We start from the raw sequence: 18,206 nt of genomic DNA on the forward strand, positions 1-18,206 counted from the left end.
GAAGGCGGGCCGTTATGCGCCTGCCGCCCTTTTTACCGGGCTGCGTGCCCGTAGCCAGATCGCTGCATGGAGAGTTATGAAGCCTCGTTTCAAGGTTTTGCAGTTACAGCCGGACTACAACGTCAAGACCCATGACTTCGCGGACTTGGGTGAGCAAATCGTCAAATCCCTGCCGGCTGAGCGTTTCGAGGTGACCTCCGGATTTCTCAGTGGGCGCCCGCTGCCCGGCCAGCCCCTGAGCGTGGCCGAGCACTCCCACTATTTCGAGCTGCCGGAGAAGTCTCTCAAGGGTATTCGCTTTGGCGCCATGTGGCAGATCTACAAATACTGCCGTGAGCAGAAGTTCGACGTGGTCATCTGTAACCGGTTCAAGTCGGTGAACATGATGCTGTCGCTCAACCGCTGGTTGAAGATCCCGCTGTGCATCGGCATCTCCCACGGCTTTGGCGAGTACGCCCGTGGTTACCGTCGACGTCAGACCCAGCGCTGGGTCAGCCCGGCGTGGCGCTTTGTCGGTGTGTCCGAAGCGGTCAAGGACTACCTGGTAGACCTCAACTGCGGCTTCACCCGTGAGAACACCACCTACGTCACCAACGCGATCGACATTCCCCAGGCAGAGGCTTTGCAGCTGTCCCGTGAAGACGCACGCAAGGCCTTGGGCCTGCCCATGGATGCACGGATGATTGGTGCCCTGGGCCGCCTCGTGCCGATCAAGGGTCATACCCATCTGCTGCAAGCCTTCGCCACGCTCAAGGACAAATACCCTGAGGCGCAGGTGGGCATCATTGGTTCCGGCCGTGCCGAAGCCGACCTGCGCGCCGACATCGAGCGCCTGGGCCTGACCGGCCGTGCGCACTTGCTGGGTTTTCGCGAAGACGGCATGAAGTACGTGCGTGGCTTCGATATCTGGGCCATGCCGTCGCTGTTCGAAGGTCTGGGCCTGGCCTTGCTGGAAGGCATGAGCGGCCATCTGCCGGTGATTGCCTCCAACGGCCCGGCGATGCTGCCGCTGGTGCAGGGCGCGGGCGGCTTGTCCCACGACCCGGGCAATGTCGAACAACTGGCTGCGGCCCTGGATACTTACCTGGCCTTGAGCGATGAACAATTGCGCGCCAAGGGGGAGGAGGTGTTCCGCTATCTGGAGGCCAACCACACCCTCGACGAGTTCAAGCACAAGTACCTGACCCTGATTGAAACCGGTTTGCGTGAAGTAGGTAGAGCATGAATCAGCCACAACCCCTGGTCTCGGTGATCATCGCTTCCTACAACCATGGCCAGTACATCGAGCAAAGTATTCTTAGTGTGCTGGGGCAGACCTACCCCAATATCGAGCTGTTGGTGGTCGACGACGGCTCCAAGGATGACAGCGTCGAACGCATCCAGCGCTTGCAGGCCGAGCACGGCTTTGATTTCCAGGTGCAGCAGAATCAAGGGCTCAGCGCCACCTTGAACGGTGCGATTGCTCGCGCCAAGGGCAGCCTGATCGCACCGTTCGGCTCGGATGACATCATGTTGCCGGACCGTATTGCCACCCAGGTGGCGTATATGGACGGCAAGCCGAAGGTGGGCATGTGTGCTGGCAATATCGAGCTGATCGACGGGGATGGCAACCTGCACCCGGAGAAGAAACAGCGTCGCGACGTGCCGTTTCGCTGTCTGGATTTCGACGACCTGTTCCTGGACCGCAAACCGTTTCCACCGGCGCCGACCATGCTGATACGTCGCGAAGTGCTGGAGGAGGTCGGTGGTTTCGACCCACAGATTCCCCTGGAAGACTTGCTGATCCAACTGAAGATCACGGCGGCGGGCTATACCATCGACGCCCTTGACGTGGTGATGGCCAAGTATCGCCAGCACGCTAACAACACGTACAAGAACCACCGCTACATGATCCAGAACATCCTCAAGACCTACGCGAAGTTCAGCGAGCACCCGGCCTATGACGCGGTTCGCTACAACTTCCTGAACTCGATGTTCCTCAAGACCGCTGACCGCGACCGCCCGTTGGCGCGGGAGATTCTCAAGCAGATCCCGTTGAAGTTCTGGGGGCGCAAGACCTTGCGTGGGCTGGTGCGGTTGTATCTGGCGCCGCTCAAGAAGAGCTGAATCGGCACCGCACCCTGTAGGAGCGAGCAAACTCGCTCCTACAGGTGTTTACAGGCTTTGGACCTGCTCGCGGATTTTCGCAGTGGCGGTTGGGCTTGCCACCGAGGCGTAACCTTTGAGCAGTTGTTCGAAGTGCGTTTCGAACAGCCAGCTGCGGTCCTGCGGATAACGCTGCATGTGGCGCAGGTTACGTTGGCGCAAGGCGTGACGCAGTGAAGACGGGTAGATGCGCAGGTCAGCCACGTCGATCAGGGCAAACTCACCGTCGTCCATCAACAACACGTTACCCAGGTGCAGCGAGCGGAAGTACACGCCGCGCTCGTGCAGTTGCGCCATGAACCGGCCAAAGCGCTCCACCAGTGACTCGCGCAGACTGCTGTCCAGGCTTTGCAGCGCTTGGCGCAACGTCAGGCCGGGCAGTGGTGTGTAGGCCACGGCGCTGCTGGCATCGCTGAGGCGATAGAGCCCAAGGATGTGCGGCGTGGGAATGCCCAGGGTGCGCAGTTGCTCGCTGTTGCTGGCAAAGCGCTCGGAGTACGGGTTGAAACTGCCGGAGGTGTACCAGCGGCGTGGGCGGAACAGTTTGAGGAAACTGCCGTCCTCCAGGCGCAGGACTTTGGGCCCAAGGCCATCGGCTTCAATCACGTGGGCGTTGCTGCACAGCTGTTCAAACGCCGCGGGCTTGAGGTTCTGCACCTTCATGCGCAGCAGGCTGCGGTGGCGTTGGGCGAGGCTCAGGCCAGTGATAATTGCCAGGGGAATCCACAGCAGGAACCAGTGTTCCTTGGGGCGCGACAATATGCCGCCGCCTTCGGTCAGGCCTGCGCCGATGCCATAGGCCAGCAGGGACGATGCCAGTATGAACAGCGGCTGGGCGCGCTCCTTCAAACCTTTGTATAGGCCCCAGCCGAGCATGAAGGCCCACGGGATGAAACCGATGATGCCGACGTAATAGAGCACGCCGAGTGCGAAGCTGTGGGGTTCGCGCAGTTGATAGCCTTCTGCCAGGGTCAGGTACAGCTCGGAGTCGTAGCTATGTCCGATCCAGGGGTGCTCGGCGATAAGCTGCAATGAAATACTCCACAGCTCGAGCCGAAATGAGGTGCCCCGCTCGGTGATCAATTCAGGGTAAAACAGTAGTAGCGCGACAGCTCCTAGGAACATCCCACTGAGTAGCAATGCCGCACGGCGGTTACGGCTGACAAAGCTCATCCAAAGTATGGCCAGCGTCAGCGCCACCAGCGGCGTGCGTGAGCCGGTCGCCAGCACCGCAGCGGTCATGATCGCCAGGGACGGTACGCTGAACCACAACACGTTGAGACGCTGGGTGGTCATGCAGACGTATAGCCAGTACACCGTGAAAAAGCCAAACAGGTGCGAGCTGAGCAGCGGGTTGTCGAGGGCGCCCAGACCACCGATCATGCGCATGCCAGGTTGATAGCCCTTGGCGAACGCCACCAGATTACCCAGGCTCACCACCAGCGCAATCACCGCAGCGCTGAAGAAGATCGGTTTGAACAATTCGTTGCGGTAATGCAGCAACAGCCCGCAGCCACCAAACAGCATGAAGGTATTCAGCGGTCGCTTGAACAGGTCGGTATCGGAACTGGGCGCGGGGCTCCAGAGCAGACTGGTCAACGCCCAGGCGGAGAACGCCAGGAACGCGATCGCCAGGGGTTCGCGCAGCAGGTCCTTGAACTCCCGAGGACGCATGCACAACAGAAACAAGGTCGGTACGCTGAACAGGATGTAGACAATTCGGTGCAATACATTGCGATTGCCGACAAAGAACAGTGCACTCAGGAGCAGCAACAAGCCAACAGGCAAAATCCATAGGACCAGGAAGTCGAAAACGCGATTTGAGCCATAGGTAAGGCGCTTGGAGTGCATACAGTAAAGCCATTCCAGAAAGAGAAAGCCGACCATCTTAAGCTAGTGGCTAAGTAATGTCGCCGGTAGGATCCAACCGGGCCGCGGCTTACGCCGGGTGCAAGTACAACAGAGAAGCTGTGCTAAAGTCAGCCTCCTTTTTCAAAACGCCGCGTGATATGACCGACTCCAGTCCGAGCGCAAGCCCTTCGAGCTTGAAAATATACTTCCGCCTGCTCAGTTACGTTAAGCCCTATATGGGCTTGTTCGCGTTGAGTATCCTTGGATTTCTGATTTTCGCGTCGACCCAACCGATGCTGGGTTACATCCTCAAGTACTTTGTCGACGGTCTTTCCAATCCGGAAGCTGTGCTGTTCCCGACCGTGCCCTTTTTGCGCGACCTGCAATTGCTGCAGGCGGTGCCGCTGCTGATTATCCTGATCGCGGCCTGGCAGGGCCTGGGTTCATTCCTGGGCAACTACCTGTTGGCCAAGGTCTCCCTGGGTTTGGTCCACGACCTGCGGGTGCAACTGTTCAACAACCTGCTGACGCTGCCCAACCGTTACTTCGATAACCACAACTCCGGGCACCTTATTTCCCGCATTACCTTCAACGTGACCATGGTCACGGGTGCCGCGACCGATGCCATCAAGGTGGTGATTCGCGAAGGCATGACGGTGATCTTCCTGTTCGCTTCCTTGCTGTACATGAACTGGCGCCTCACCTTGGTAATGATCGCGATCCTGCCGTTGATTGCCGTGATGGTCAGTACCGCCAGCAAGAAATTTCGCAAGCAGAGCAAGAAGATCCAGGTGGCCATGGGCGACGTGACCCACGTGGCCTCGGAGACCATCCAGGGCTACCGCGTGGTGCGCAGCTTCGGCGGCGAAGTCTACGAACAGAAGCGCTTTTTCAAGGCCAGCCAGAGCAACACCAACAAGCAACTGCGCATGACCCGCACCGGGGCGATCTACACCCCGGCGCTGCAATTGGTGATCTACTCCGCCATGGCCGTGCTGATGTTCCTGGTGCTGTACCTGCGTGGCGACGCCTCGGCGGGTGACATGGTGGCCTACATCACCCTGGCGGGCTTGCTGCCCAAGCCGATCCGCCAACTTTCGGAAGTCAGCTCGACCATCCAGAAAGGCGTGGCGGGCGCCGAAAGCATCTTCGAACAACTGGACGAGGACGTTGAGGTCGACCACGGCACTCTCGAACGCGACAAGGTCAGCGGTCGTCTGGAAGTGCGTCACCTGAACTTCACCTACCCTGGCACCGATCGCCATGTGCTCAAGGACATCAGCTTCACCGCCGAGCCTGGGCAGATGATTGCGCTGGTGGGGCGTTCGGGCAGTGGCAAGTCGACCCTGGCCAGCCTGATCCCGCGCTTCTACCACCATGAAAGCGGTGAAATTCTGCTCGATGGCATCGAGATCGAAGACTACAAGCTGCTCAACCTGCGCAAGCATATTGCCCAGGTCACCCAGCATGTGACCCTGTTCAGCGACACCGTGACCAACAACATTGCCTATGGCGACCTGGCCGGTGCGCCTCGCGCCGACGTCGAAGCGGCGGCGGCGGATGCCAATGCCAAGGACTTCATCGATCAGTTGCCCAAGGGCTTCGATACTCAGGTGGGTGAGAACGGTGTGCTGTTGTCGGGCGGCCAGCGCCAGCGCCTGGCGATTGCGCGCGCCTTGCTCAAGAATGCGCCGCTGCTGATTCTCGACGAGGCCACCTCCGCTCTCGACACCGAGTCCGAGCGGCATATTCAGGCGGCACTCGATAAGGTCATGCAAGGCCGCACGACTCTGGTGATCGCACACCGCCTGTCCACCATCGAGAAGGCTGACCTGATTCTGGTGATGGACGACGGGCGGATTGTCGAGCGTGGTACCCACGGCGAGTTGTTGGCGCAGAACGGCTATTACGCCCGCCTGCATGCCATGGGCCTGGATGCACCGGTGCAGGCTGATATCACCTGATCCACCCGGCATCACGGGGTAAATGAAATGTAGGAGCGAGCTTGCTCGCTCCTACAGAGAGCAAATCCCCTCCCACATTTGCCCTGCGGCGGTCGCAAGCCATCGCAAACCCTGTGCTAATATCGCGCCCCTGTTCATTTTGTATGTGGGTTGCTCCATGAAGTTGTCCATGCCGCGATTCAATCAAGCCGCTGTCTTGGTGGTCGGCGATGTCATGCTCGACCGTTACTGGCATGGTGGTACCTCACGGATTTCCCCTGAGGCTCCGGTACCGGTCGTCAAGGTCGAGCAAATCGAAGACCGCCCAGGTGGCGCTGCCAACGTCGCGCTCAATATTGCCGCCCTCGGCGCCCCGGCCTCCCTGGTGGGGGTGACCGGCGACGACGAAGCGGCCGAAAGCCTGGCCAACAGCCTGCAGGGCGCCGGTGTGCGTGCGTTGTTTCAGCGCATCGCCCATCAGCCGACCATCGTCAAGCTGCGGGTCATGAGCCGTCATCAGCAGTTGCTGCGTATCGATTTTGAAGAACCCTTCGCCACCGACGCCCTGGCCCTTGGCGACCAGGTCGAGGCACTGCTCGAAGGTATCAAGGTGCTGGTGTTGTCCGACTACGGCAAAGGCGCCTTGCAGAATCACCAGGTGTTGATCCAGGCCGCCAAGGCCCGCAACATTCCGGTGCTGGCCGATCCCAAGGGCAAGGACTTTTCGGTTTACCGAGGCGCCAGCCTGCTCACGCCCAACCTCAGTGAGTTCGAGACCATCGTCGGCGGTTGCGCTGATGAGCACGAACTGGTGAGCAAGGGCGCGGCGCTGATGGCCGATCTCGACTTGGGCGCCTTGCTGGTGACCCGTGGCGAGCACGGCATGACCCTGCTGCGTCCGGGCCATCCGGCGATGCACCTGCCAGCGCGTGCCCGTGAAGTGTTCGACGTCACCGGCGCCGGTGATACCGTGATTTCTACCCTGGCAGCCTCCATTGCTGCCGGTGAAGAACTGCCCCACGCCGTGGCCCTGGCCAACCTGGCGGCGGGCATTGTGGTGGGCAAGCTGGGTACCGCCGCCATCAGCGCACCGGAGTTGCGCCGTGCGATTCAGCGCTCGGAAGGCTCGGAGCGCGGTGTGCTAGGCCTGGAGCAATTGCTGCTGGCGATTGACGATGCCCGGGCTCACAACGAAAGCATTGTGTTCACCAACGGTTGCTTTGACATCCTGCACGCCGGGCATGTGACGTACCTGGAACAGGCGAGTGCCCAAGGCGACCGTTTGATCGTCGCGGTCAACGATGACGCATCGGTCAGCCGCTTGAAAGGCCCTGGCCGCCCGATCAACAGCGTTGACCGGCGCATGGCGGTACTCGCGGGCCTGGGTGCGGTGGACTGGGTGATCAGCTTCTCTGAAGGCACGCCGGAAAACCTGTTGGCCCAGGTCAAGCCCGACGTGCTGGTCAAGGGCGGTGACTACAGCGTCGACCAAGTGGTCGGTGCGGACATCGTCAGTGCCTACGGTGGCACGGTCAAAGTGCTGGGGTTGGTTGAAAACAGCTCCACCACCGCGATTGTCGAGAAGATCCGCAACAACGAGTGATACCCCGTGGGGCGAGCCTGCTCGCCCCTAGCTTTTCTTCGGCACGATCTTGCGCAGCATCTGCCGCGCCTTGCCGGTCAAGCGCTTGAGCTTGGAGTCTTTTTCCGGCTCTGCCAGGCCCTGCTGCCTGAGCCAGTCCTTCCAGCGAATGCGCTCATCGCGCACCAGCCAGCCTTCTTGCTGGGCAAAACTTTCCGCCAGATACAGGCCGCGCGTGCTGGCCGGGTACAGCTGATCCTTCTTGACGGTATACAACTCTGCAAGCGGCTCGCCGTCTTTGAGCGGCATCAAGTACAGGTCCGGACGCTGACGATCCAGGCGTGCCACCAGTTGGTCGCCCTCCAAGCGCTCATCCACATGAAACAAACTGAGGGACTTGGCTTCCTTCGGCACTTCCAGGCGCAGGTCATAAATCAATTGCAGCGAGGCGGTCGGCAGGTGCACGTAGGCCCGTGGGCGCTCGATCAGTTGCATGGTGGCGCAGCGTACCGGGCGTGCGGCGCCGGACAAGGGGCTGAGCCGAAACGGTAGGGCTTCGCGGTAATGCAGGGCGGCGGAGTAGGGCGCCGGCAGCCAGGTGTCGTTGAAGCGCCCGCCGAGCCAGCCTTCGGGTGTTTCGAGCAGGCACTCTTCGGCAATTTCCTGGATGGCGGTGTGCAGCGGCAGGTTCAGTTCATGGGCCGGGACGTAGCCGGAGATCAGCTTGAGCACCACGTCGCCACGGTCCTGGCGGCGTTGGCGCACCAGCACCCAGTAGTCCTTGTTTTGCCAGTGCAGGGTCAGGCGTACCGAGACGCCGAGGTTCGCCAGTTCCAGGGCGAAGCGTTCGGCATCTGGTACCTCGACCGGCTTGCGCCGTTGCAGGGTCTGGGCGAAGTTGAGCGGCATGCCGACGCTCTGGTAGCTCAGGCCTTCGGGGGTGGCTTCGACGTGCAGCGGCAGTGTCTTGAAGTTGCTGGGGTTCTTTCTTATGAGCGTACGCGGCATGTCGGCTCCTTCTTGCGACGGGGTCGGCCGCGTGGGCGGCATCAGAGTTGACGAATGACCCGGGCAGCAGTTGCTACGTTATGGGCCAGGTGCAGCGGATTAATGGTCCCGACAATAGCACTGGCGACGCCCGTTTGCGCGAACAACAAGGTGAAACTGGCCTGAATTGGATCCATTCCCGGTTCCAGGCATACGTGGCCGCTGGCCAGCGCCTTTTTCACCAGGATGCCCTTGCCGTGGGCGGCCGCATAGTCGATCACGGCCTTCTCAGCCTGTTCGTTGAGGTTGTAGGTGACCATCGCGCAGTCGCCCTGTTCCAGCGCTTTCACGCCGCCCTCGACGGTTTTGCCGGAGAAGCCGAAACCGCGAATCTTGCCGTCTTTCTTCAACTGCGCCAGGGTCTGGTAAACCTCGCAATCGTTGAGGATATGCAAGTCGTTGCCGTCGGAGTGCACCAGCACCAGGTCGATAAAATCCGTTTCAAGTCGTTTCAGACTGCGTTCGATCGACATCCGCGTATGGGCCGCGCTGAAATCGTGATGGGACACGCCATTGGCAAACTCTTCGCCAACCTTGCTGACGATGACCCAGTCCTTGCGCTGGTCACGCAGCAGCGGCCCCAGGCGCTCTTCGCTCATGCCATAGGCCGGTGCGGTGTCGATCAGGTTGATGCCCAGTTCGCGGGCCTGGCGCAACAGCATGCGGGCCTCGTCGTCGCCAGGGATCTGAAAGCCGTTGGGGTATTTCACCCCTTGGTCGCGGCCCAACTTGACGGTGCCCAGGCCCAGGGGCGACACCAGCAGGCCGGTGCTGCCCAGGGGGCGATGCAGGTCGTGCAGGGTTGGCAGGCTCATGGCAACAGGTGCTCCCAGACGGGTTGGCCGATTGCCGGTGCTGGCAGCTCGGGCAGCGGGGTATTGGCGCCTGGGCGGATGCCGTCGCGCTCCAGAGCGTGGAGTACGCGGTCGGCGAAGTCCGGCGCCAGGGCCAGTTTGGTGGGCCAGCCGACCAGCAGGCGGCCGTCTTCGGCAAGGAACGCGTTATCGGGACGGCTCAGCCCCGATTGCAGCGGCTCGGCGCGATCCACCCGCAGGGTGGCCCACTGGGTCTGGCTCATGTCGATCCAGGGCAGCAGTTGCGCCAGCTCTTTCTGCGCGGTGGCGATCTGTTCTTGCGGCGTACGCGCCACACCGTCAGCCTCGGCGATATCACCGCCCATGTACCACACCCAGTTGCCATCCGCGGCCGGGTGGGTGGTCACGGTAATCCGGGGCTTGGTGCCGCCGCCCAGGCAGTGGGCGTACAGCGGCTTGAGGCCGGGGCCTTTGGCGATGATCATGTGCAGCGGGCGTTTTTGCATGGCCGGCTGGCTATGGCCCAGGGCGGCGAGCAAGTCTGCCGTGCCGCCGCCAGCGCTCAGGACTATGCGCTGGGCGCGGATCTCACGGCCATCGACTTTCAAGCCCACCAGGGTGTCGCCCTCCAGCAACGGTTCGATGTGCACACCTGCGAGCAGACCGTCACCGGCCAGTTGCGCCAAGCGATTGATCAGGCTGGGCACGTCCACCACCAGCTCGGCCAGGCGGTAGACCTTGCCTTTGAAGCGACGGTCTTGCAGCGCCAGGGGCAGTTCGTCGCCCTTGACCTGATCGACGCGGCCACGCACGGCCTTGCTGGCGAAAAAGCTGGTGAGGTTGCCGGCAATCGTCCCGGGCGACCACAAGTAATGTGCCTGGGACAGCACGCGCACACCGGACAGGTCCAGCTCGCCGTTGCCGGCCAGGGCTTCACGCCAGCGGCGCGGCATATCGGCAATGGCTTCGGAGGCGCCGGTGAGGGCGCCATGCAGGGCGTATTTCGCACCGCCGTGGATGATGCCCTGGGACTTCAGGCTTTGCCCGCCGCCCAGGGTGGCGCTTTCCACCAGTACCGTGGAAAACCCCTGGCCGCGCAGGCGCGCATTGAGCCAGAGGCCGGCAACCCCGGCGCCGACAATCAGAACGTCGGTGGAAATAACGGATGGCATCGGCGACCTCAGTGTTCAAGACAAGAGGCGCAGTATACAGGCTGTTGAGTGGCGGTCAGTGTCCGGCGGTTTTCGAGAACAGCTGAATCACCACCACGCCCAGCACAATCAGGCCCATCCCCAGCATCGCCGGCACATCCAACTTCTGCCCGTAGATGAACAACGCCGCGATGCTGACCATCACGATGCCCATCCCGGCCCATACCGCGTATGCCACGCCGACCGGCACGGTGCGTACCACTAGGGTCAGCATCCAGAACGCCACGCCGTAACCGACGATCACCAGCAACAACGGAATAGGGGTGCTCCAGCCTTTGATGGCTTTCATGGAAACGGTGGCGATCACTTCCGAGCAGATGGCGATGGCCAAGTAGTAGTAGGCGGCATTCATGGGGCAATCCTCGAGGTGATGCGCATTTGATAAGGTCGGCATTCTAGAGGTTCGCCAGATGGGGTAAAGTCATTACCTATCTGGAATTGAGATGGGTTGAGCCATGAGCGTGCAATGGGATCTGGAGCAGATGCGCCTGTTTGTGAGCGTCGCCGAGCAGCGCTCGTTTTCTGCCGTGGCGCGGGGGCAGCGCAAGGCGCAATCGGCGGTCAGCAGTGGCATTGCCCTGCTGGAGGCTGACTTGGGCGTTGTCCTGTTCGAACGTAGCAGCGGCCGGCAACCGCGCCTGACCGAGGCCGGCAGTGTGTTGTTGGAGGAAGCGCGTGAGGTGCTGCGCCAGTGTGAGCGCCTCACGGGCCGGGCGTTGTCGTTGACCCGCGGCGAGGAAGCCTGCCTGCGCCTGGCTCAGGATGAGGCGATGTTGTTCCAGCCTGTGCTCGACAGCCTGGAGGCGCTGGCCGTGCACTACCCGCTGCTGGAGGTGCAGTTGTCCAGCGCGGCCCAGGGCGATGTGGCGCGCAAGCTGGTGGAGCGCAAGGCGGACCTGGGGCTGTTGTTCTATCACGACCAGATTCCCGAAGCCCTGGAGCGAAGGGTGGTGGGCAGCGTGGAAATGGTCACGGTGTGCGGAGTCAATCACCCGTTGGCCAAGGAGCAGTACGTGACGTGCCAACACCTGGCCCAGTTTCGGCAGTTGCTGATGTCGACCCAGACCAGCGTCTACCCCGGCAGCGAGGCGGCCAGTCCCCTGGTGTGGCGCGCCGACAGCTTCTACGTATTGGCCGAATGGCTGATGAGTGGCCTGGGCTGGGCCTGGCTGCCTCGGCATATCGTGCAATACCCGACCTACCAGCAACAGATGGTCGAATTGGCCAGCGAGTGGACCCCGCCCGCCCTGGTGGTGGAACTGGTGTGGCGCCGCGACGAGCACCTTGGGCCCGCCGCGCGCTTCCTGGCCAAACGTTTTGCCGAGTGCTTGCAGGCGATCGACTGAAAAAGCCGATAAACTCCGCCGCCATGAATAGAACTCTCTACAGCTGTCTGTTTTACCTGGCGCTGCCGTTGGTGGCTTTACGCTTGTGGTTGCGTGCGCGCAAAGCGCCGGCTTATGCCAAGCGGGTGGGCGAGCGGTTTTCCTATGGCTTGCCGGTGATGCGGCCCGGCGGGATTTGGGTGCACGCGGTGTCGGTCGGCGAAAGCATTGCCGCCGCCCCGATGGTTCGCGGCTTGTTGGAGCGTTATCCACAGCTGCCGATTACCGTCACCTGCATGACGCCCACCGGTTCCGAGCGGATCCAGGCGTTGTTCGCCAACGAACCGCGCATCCAGCACTGCTATTTGCCGTACGACTTACCGTGCGCCGCCAAGCGTTTTTTGAACCGCGTCCAGCCCACGCTGGCGGTGATCATGGAAACCGAGCTGTGGCCCAACCATATCCACGCCTGTGCCCAGCGCGGTATCCCGGTGGCGCTGGCCAATGCACGGTTGTCGGCGCGTTCGGCCAAGGGGTACGCGCGATTTGCCAAGCTGACGGCGCCGATGCTGGCAGAAATGAGCCTGTTCGCCGTACAGACCGAGGCCGAGGCCGAACGCTTGCGCAGCCTGGGTGCACGTCCTGAAACCGTGGAAGTGACCGGCTCGATCAAGTTCGACCTGAGCATCGACCCCCAGTTGACGGCCCGCGCCGCTGCCCTGCGTGAACAATGGGGCGCCAGCGAGCGTCCGGTCTGGATCGCCGCCAGTACCCACGAAGGTGAAGACGACGTGGTGCTGGCCGCTCATCGCCAGTTGCTGGCGAACTATCCCAATGCACTGCTGATTCTGGTGCCCCGTCATCAGGAGCGCTTTGGCCCTACGTTTGAGCGCTGCGTGCAGCAAGGGTTTGCCACCGTGCGTCGCTCCAGCGGCGAGCCGGTTACCGAGCACACCTCGGTGCTGCTCGGCGACACCATGGGCGAATTGCTGTTTCTTTACGCCCTGGCCGACAGCGCATTCGTCGGCGGCAGCCTGGTGCCGACCGGCGGGCACAACCCGCTGGAACCGGCGGCGCTGGGTAAACCGGTGATCATGGGCCCGCATGTCTTCAATTTCCTCGACATCACCGCGATGATGCGCGACGCCGGGGCGTTGCGAGAGGTGGACGATGCCGATGGGCTGGCCGAAGCGGTGCGACAGTTGTTTGAGTTGCCCCAGGACGCACGCAAGATGGCGCAGGCGGGGCTCAAGGTGATGCAGGCCAATCAGGGCGCGCTCAAGCGTTTACTGGACGGTTTGGACAAACTGATCAAACACTGACAACACCAACCCAATGTGGGAGCTGGCTTGCCTGCGATAGCATCACCTCGGTGTACCTGATGTACCGAGGTGATGCTATCGCAGGCAAGCCAGCTCCCACATTTTAATAGCCGGGGCGGGCCTTGAGCTGTTCGGCAGCGGCTTTGGCCAGGTCCGGCGGCAGGAAGTCTTTGTCCGGGTTGTAGTCAGCCTTGAGATAGCGCGCCAGATCCTGCAAATCCCCCGGGTTGAGCGTGCCGGCCGCCTGCTTCAAGCGCAGGTTGTCGAGGATGTAGTCGTAGCGGCTGTTGTTGTAGTTGCGCACCGACGCGTACAGCTGGCGCTGTGAGTCCAGCACGTCGACGATGTTGCGCGTGCCCACCTGATAGCCGATTTCCGTGGCTTCCACTGCGCTCTGGTTGGAGATGATCGACTGGCGGCGCGCTTGCACCTGCTCCACATCGGTGTTGACTGCACGGTGCAGATTGCGGGTGTTTTCCACCACTTGGCGGCGCAGGCCTTCACGTTGTTGCTCGGTCTGGTCGAGGCGCGAATAGGATTCGCGCACTTGCGAGCTGGTAAGGCCGCCGCTATAGATCGGGATGTTCAAGCGCAGGCCGACGGTGCGTTGCGACACATCGCCACCGTACGGGATGGGCAACTGATTCGGGTTGCTGAAACCCAGGGCGTCGTTGTCGCCTTTTTCGTATTGCGCAACCGCATCGAGGGTCGGCAAGTGGCCGGCCTTGCGCTGCCGAAGGGTTTCTTCGGCGGCGGTTACCGCGTAATTGCTGGCGAGCAGGTTGAGATTCTGGCGCCCGGCGGTTTCGACCCAGGCCTTGGCGTCGTTCGGCGCCGGCGGCAGCACCGGCAGCGTATGAACGATGCCCTGGATCGAATTGTATTGGCGGTTGGTCAGGGTGATCAGCGCTTCGAAAGCGTCGTCCACCTGACGCTGGGCCAGGATGCGGTTGGCCCGGGCAGTGTCGTAGCTGGCCTGGGATTGCAGCACATCGGTCTTGTCCGACAGGCCCACATCGAAGCGTTCGTTGGACTGGTCGAGCTGGCGCTTGAAGGCATTTTCTTCGGCTTTGGTCGACGCCAGGTTGTCCTGGGCACGCAGCACGGCGAAGTAGCTCTCGGCACTTTGCAAAATCAGGTTCTGCTCGGAGGCCGACAGTTGCAGCGAGGCTTGCTCGTTGACCGCTTGGGCGGCTTGCAGCTGGAACCAGCGGTCGGCGCGAAACAGCGGCTGGCTCAGGGTGGCGCGCCAGGAGTGGGCGTCACGGTTGGCCGTGGCGGCCGGTTGATCGATCTGGGTGCGCACGTTATTGCTGTCGGCACCGGCCGACAGATTCGGCAGCAAACCTGCGCGGGCCTGGGGCACCACTTCTTTTTGCGCGCCGTACTGCGCACGGGCAGCGGCCAGGTCGGCGTTGTTGTGCGCCGCTTCCTGATAGACGCTGACCAGGTCGGTGTTGGCGGACAAGGGCGCTTCAGCTGCCCAGACCAGTCCGTTGGTCGCACAAGACACGGCAACAGCCAGTGAGAGTTTGCGCAGCATGAGGCGATCCCTAATTTTAATATTACGACTATAATTTAGCGCTCAAGGCTAAGGCTGGCCATTCCTGGCGTCAAGCCTTGAAGCAGTGCCCGAGTGTAGTGGCCGGACCTGCGCACAACAATCCCACGATCGCGCCATTCATCACGCTGAATGCACCGCTATTGGCAATTTGCCCACGCCATGGTCTAGACTGGCCGCGTTCTTGTCGGGGTGCCTTGTTGGAAGGCTGAGATCGGTAAATACCGGATCCCGTTGAACCTGATCAGGTTAGCGCCTGCGTAGGGAACAAGATTTCTCGTCACCCGGCGAGTCCTCTTGTGCTTCGTCCGGGATGTTGTTCGACAATCGAACAGCCCTCGTGCGCCAAGCACAGCACTGGTTACAGTGCGTCCGTCCGTCACAGGTTCGCTCCGACAAAAATCCACCGCCTGGATAAGTTGGAGAGCCCGTGATGAGTACAAAACTAAAAAATACCGTGCACCTGAGTGAATCGGCCAAGGTCGACTCCGGCTCCGTGCAGCCGTTTACCCGCTCGCAGAAAATCTACGTGCAGGGCTCCCGCCCGGATATTCGCGTGCCGATGCGCGAGATCAGCCTGGACGTCACGCCCACCGATTTCGGCGGCGAAATCAACGCGCCGGTTACCGTCTACGACACCTCAGGCCCCTACACCGACCCGAATGTGATTATCGACGTGCGCAAAGGCCTGGCCGACGTGCGCTCGCCGTGGATCGAAGTACGCGACGACACCGAGCGCCTGCCCGGTCTCACATCGCACTTCGGCCAGCAGCGCTTGAGCGACGCCGAACTGACTGCCCTGCGTTTTGCCCATGTAAAGAACCCGCGCCGCGCCAAGGCCGGTGCCAACGTCACGCAAATGCATTACGCGCGCAAAGGCATCATCACGGCCGAGATGGAATACGTCGCCATCCGCGAAAACATGAAGCTTGAAGAAGCCCGTGCCAGTGGCTTGCTGGATCAGCAGCATGCCGGCCACAGCTTCGGCGCCAGCGTGCCGAAAATCATCACGCCTGAATTCGTACGCGAAGAAATCGCCCGGGGCCGCGCGATCATCCCGGCCAACATCAACCACACCGAGCTGGAACCGATGATCATCGGCCGTAACTTCCTGGTGAAGATCAACGGCAACATTGGCAACAGCGCCCTGGGTTCGTCCATCGAAGAGGAAGTGGCGAAGCTCACCTGGGGCATTCGCTGGGGCTCGGACACGGTGATGGACCTGTCCACCGGTAAACACATCCACGAAACCCGCGAGTGGATCATCCGCAACTCGCCAGTGCCAATCGGTACCGTGCCGATCTACCAGGCCCTGGAAAAAGTCGGGGGCGCCGCCGAAGACCTGACCTGGGAGCTGTTCCGCGACACCTTGATCGAACAGGCCGAGCAGGGCGTCGACTACTTCACCATCCACGCTGGGGTATTGCTGCGGTATGTGCCGCTGACTGCCAAGCGCGTGACCGGCATCGTCTCCCGTGGTGGTTCGATCATGGCCAAGTGGTGCCTGGCCCACCACAAAGAGAACTTCACCTACACGCATTTCGACGAAATCTGCGAAATCATGAAGGCCTATGACGTCAGCTTCTCCCTTGGCGATGGCTTGCGCCCGGGTTCGATTGCCGATGCCAACGACGCCGCGCAATTCGGCGAACTGGAAACCCTGGGCGAACTGACCAAGACCGCCTGGAAGCACGACGTGCAAACCATGATCGAAGGCCCCGGCCATGTGCCGATGCAGTTGATCAAGGAGAACATGGACAAGCAACTGGAGTGCTGCGACGAGGCGCCGTTCTACACCCTAGGCCCGCTGACCACCGACATTGCGCCCGGCTATGATCACATCACTTCGGGTATCGGCGCGGCGATGATCGGCTGGTTCGGTTGTGCCATGCTCTGCTACGTCACGCCCAAGGAGCACCTGGGCTTGCCGAACAAGGATGACGTGAAGACCGGGATCATTACCTACAAGATCGCGGCCCACGCGGCCGACCTCGCCAAAGGCCACCCCGGCGCGCAGATTCGCGATAACGCCTTGAGCAAGGCGCGCTTCGAGTTCCGCTGGGAAGATCAGTTCAACCTCGGCCTGGACCCGGATACCGCACGTTCATATCACGATGAAACCTTGCCGAAGGATTCGGCCAAGGTCGCGCATTTCTGTTCGATGTGCGGGCCTAAGTTCTGCTCGATGAAAATCACCCAGGAAGTGCGTGAGTACGCGGCCAACCAGCGCATCGATGCGGTGGATGTGGATGTGGCCAAGGGCTTGGCCGAGCAGGCTGAGCGGTTCAAGCAGGAAGGTAGCCAGCTCTACAAAAAGGTCTGATCCATAGGCGGCGGTGCCTGCACCGCCGTCATCGCGGGCAAGCCCGGCTCCCACAGTTGGCCTAAGTGGACACAGATTTTGTGTTCACAGCCGGTCCCCTGTGGGAGTCGGGCTTGCCCGCGATAGCGATCCGACAAACACCCACTCTCCCCTGCAATAACAACCGATCAGCGGCGTGCCGGCATCAGCTCAGGCTTGATCACGCCGGTGAGGCGCGTATAGGGCAGGGTGATTTCGATCAGCCCCTGTGCGTAAGGGGCGATGGTGCTGACGTTGTACTTGAGCACCACGCCGCCGCTGGTCAGGGCCACGTTCGGGGTTTTCTGAAACGGCCAGCTCTTCACGAACTCCGGATCGCGATCCATCTTGGTGCTGATCAACCAGCTGTTGTGGGCAACTTTAGCGGTATTCCAGAACGCCTGCTCCTGGCCGGGCAGCAGCATGTCGGCCAGGGTCAGTTCCTTATGCAGAATCCGTGAATAGTTGATAAACCCGCGGCCTGGCTCGCCGTGGGCGACGCCGGTGTCCAGGTAGCTGGACACTTCAACGATCACCAGTCCGTCATGCTGGTCACGTACCTTGGCTTGCAAGTACATGCCGTGGCGGTCAGGCGACTCACGCAGGAAGGTGTTCCGGTAGGCGGTCAGGCTCGCCGGTACGCTGGCGCCAGGCGTGGTGCGGGTCATTTGCAGCAAACGCTGTTCCACCAGGCTGTCGAGTTGTGGCTCGGTGGGGAAATGCACGGTGTCGATATTCACCAGCGGGCAGGCGGGGCTATCACAGCCGGGCTTGATCTGCTCCGATTTGTCGGTAGTAACGTCCAGCGGCTTGAGATAGGCAGGTTGGAACAGGCTCTGGCAAGCACCCAGGGTCAAGGCAATACAGGCCACGGAGGCGATTTTTAAAAGCGACATGTGTGTCCTTCGTAAATCGATGGAAAGCGAAAAGAGTAGCGCTTGGACTGCCAACGTGGCCGCCAGTTCGCCACTAAACTGATTGCAGTGAGTTTGACGCTCGCCGCCTCTCCCGGCAACCGCAAAGGGGCTGCATCAACGGGCGTCGGCGCGTTAGGATGGCGCCC

General features: G+C 61.4%; 14 protein-coding genes and 1 riboswitch. Of the genes, 7 read left to right on the forward strand and 7 right to left on the reverse strand.

The window, feature by feature from the left end; genetic code table 11:
- Positions 1–76 precede the first annotated feature (76 nt).
- Together JMV15_RS13235 and JMV15_RS13240 are read left to right on the forward strand one after the other, a co-directional pair.
- The gene (locus JMV15_RS13235; protein WP_038448612.1) at positions 77–1,225 is read left to right on the forward strand and encodes a glycosyltransferase family 4 protein; all 1,149 of its coding nucleotides are present in this window, start codon (positions 77–79) and stop codon (positions 1,223–1,225) included.
- Entirely contained in the window at positions 1,222–2,106 is an 885-nt protein-coding gene (locus tag JMV15_RS13240) for a glycosyltransferase (protein ID WP_032904058.1), read from the forward strand. The genes JMV15_RS13235 and JMV15_RS13240 overlap by 4 nt, the downstream gene beginning before the upstream one ends.
- Before the next feature lie 48 nt (positions 2,107–2,154).
- Here JMV15_RS13240 and JMV15_RS13245 read toward each other — a convergent pair whose 3' ends face one another.
- Positions 2,155–3,996 (reverse strand): bifunctional O-antigen ligase/aminoglycoside phosphotransferase family protein, encoded by a 1,842-nt coding sequence (locus JMV15_RS13245; protein WP_038448614.1) that lies wholly within the window; start codon positions 3,994–3,996, stop codon positions 2,155–2,157.
- A 158-nt stretch (positions 3,997–4,154) separates the two neighbouring features.
- On the opposite strand from JMV15_RS13245, the gene msbA reads away from it, so the two are divergent.
- On the forward strand, positions 4,155–5,960 hold the full coding sequence (msbA, locus tag JMV15_RS13250; RefSeq protein ID WP_014716640.1) for a lipid A export permease/ATP-binding protein MsbA: 1,806 nt from the start codon (positions 4,155–4,157) through the stop codon (positions 5,958–5,960).
- Between the two features lie 157 nt (positions 5,961–6,117).
- The gene (hldE, locus tag JMV15_RS13255) at positions 6,118–7,542 is read left to right on the forward strand and encodes a bifunctional D-glycero-beta-D-manno-heptose-7-phosphate kinase/D-glycero-beta-D-manno-heptose 1-phosphate adenylyltransferase HldE (protein WP_038448616.1); all 1,425 of its coding nucleotides are present in this window, start codon (positions 6,118–6,120) and stop codon (positions 7,540–7,542) included.
- A 27-nt stretch (positions 7,543–7,569) separates the two neighbouring features.
- Here the strand turns inward: hldE and JMV15_RS13260 are convergent, their stop codons facing one another.
- The 4 genes from JMV15_RS13260 to JMV15_RS13275 are packed head-to-tail and all read right to left on the reverse strand — an operon-like array spanning position 7,570 to position 10,946.
- A complete protein-coding gene (locus JMV15_RS13260) occupies positions 7,570–8,529 on the reverse strand; it encodes a hypothetical protein (protein ID WP_003188010.1) in 960 nt (319 codons plus the stop codon).
- Between the two features lie 41 nt (positions 8,530–8,570).
- Positions 8,571–9,383, reverse strand: a complete 813-nt coding sequence (locus JMV15_RS13265; protein WP_014716642.1) for an aldo/keto reductase — start codon at positions 9,381–9,383, stop codon at positions 8,571–8,573.
- Entirely contained in the window at positions 9,380–10,555 is a 1,176-nt protein-coding gene (locus tag JMV15_RS13270) for an NAD(P)/FAD-dependent oxidoreductase (RefSeq protein WP_038448619.1), read from the reverse strand. Before JMV15_RS13270 ends, JMV15_RS13265 begins: the two co-directional genes overlap by 4 nt.
- Before the next feature lie 55 nt (positions 10,556–10,610).
- On the reverse strand, positions 10,611–10,946 hold the full coding sequence (locus tag JMV15_RS13275) for a DMT family transporter (protein WP_003188013.1): 336 nt from the start codon (positions 10,944–10,946) through the stop codon (positions 10,611–10,613).
- Positions 10,947–11,049: 103 nt separating this feature from the next.
- Between JMV15_RS13275 and JMV15_RS13280 the strand changes: the two genes are divergently transcribed.
- The gene (locus JMV15_RS13280; RefSeq protein WP_014716644.1) at positions 11,050–11,940 is read left to right on the forward strand and encodes a LysR family transcriptional regulator; all 891 of its coding nucleotides are present in this window, start codon (positions 11,050–11,052) and stop codon (positions 11,938–11,940) included.
- Between the two features lie 23 nt (positions 11,941–11,963).
- Positions 11,964–13,241, forward strand: a complete 1,278-nt coding sequence (waaA, locus tag JMV15_RS13285) for a lipid IV(A) 3-deoxy-D-manno-octulosonic acid transferase (protein ID WP_038448620.1) — start codon at positions 11,964–11,966, stop codon at positions 13,239–13,241.
- 103 nt (positions 13,242–13,344) lie between these two features.
- On the opposite strand, the gene JMV15_RS13290 is transcribed toward waaA, so the two are convergent.
- Complete coding sequence (locus JMV15_RS13290) at positions 13,345–14,784, reverse strand: TolC family outer membrane protein (protein ID WP_014716646.1); 1,440 nt, start codon at positions 14,782–14,784, stop codon at positions 13,345–13,347.
- 196 nt (positions 14,785–14,980) lie between these two features.
- A riboswitch (TPP riboswitch) is annotated at positions 14,981–15,086 on the forward strand.
- Positions 15,087–15,235: 149 nt separating this feature from the next.
- On the opposite strand from JMV15_RS13290, the gene thiC reads away from it, so the two are divergent.
- Positions 15,236–17,125 carry a phosphomethylpyrimidine synthase ThiC gene (gene thiC / locus JMV15_RS13295; protein ID WP_014716647.1) on the forward strand — a complete coding sequence of 630 codons (1,890 nt, stop codon included), beginning with the start codon at positions 15,236–15,238 and terminating at the stop codon, positions 17,123–17,125.
- 167 nt (positions 17,126–17,292) lie between these two features.
- On the opposite strand, the gene JMV15_RS13300 is transcribed toward thiC, so the two are convergent.
- Positions 17,293–18,039, reverse strand: a complete 747-nt coding sequence (locus JMV15_RS13300; RefSeq protein WP_038448622.1) for an RsiV family protein — start codon at positions 18,037–18,039, stop codon at positions 17,293–17,295.
- Positions 18,040–18,206: the final 167 nt, after the last annotated feature.

Source organism: Pseudomonas paracarnis, from assembly GCF_904063055.1.
GTDB classification, from domain to species: Bacteria; Pseudomonadota; Gammaproteobacteria; order Pseudomonadales; family Pseudomonadaceae; genus Aquipseudomonas; species Aquipseudomonas paracarnis.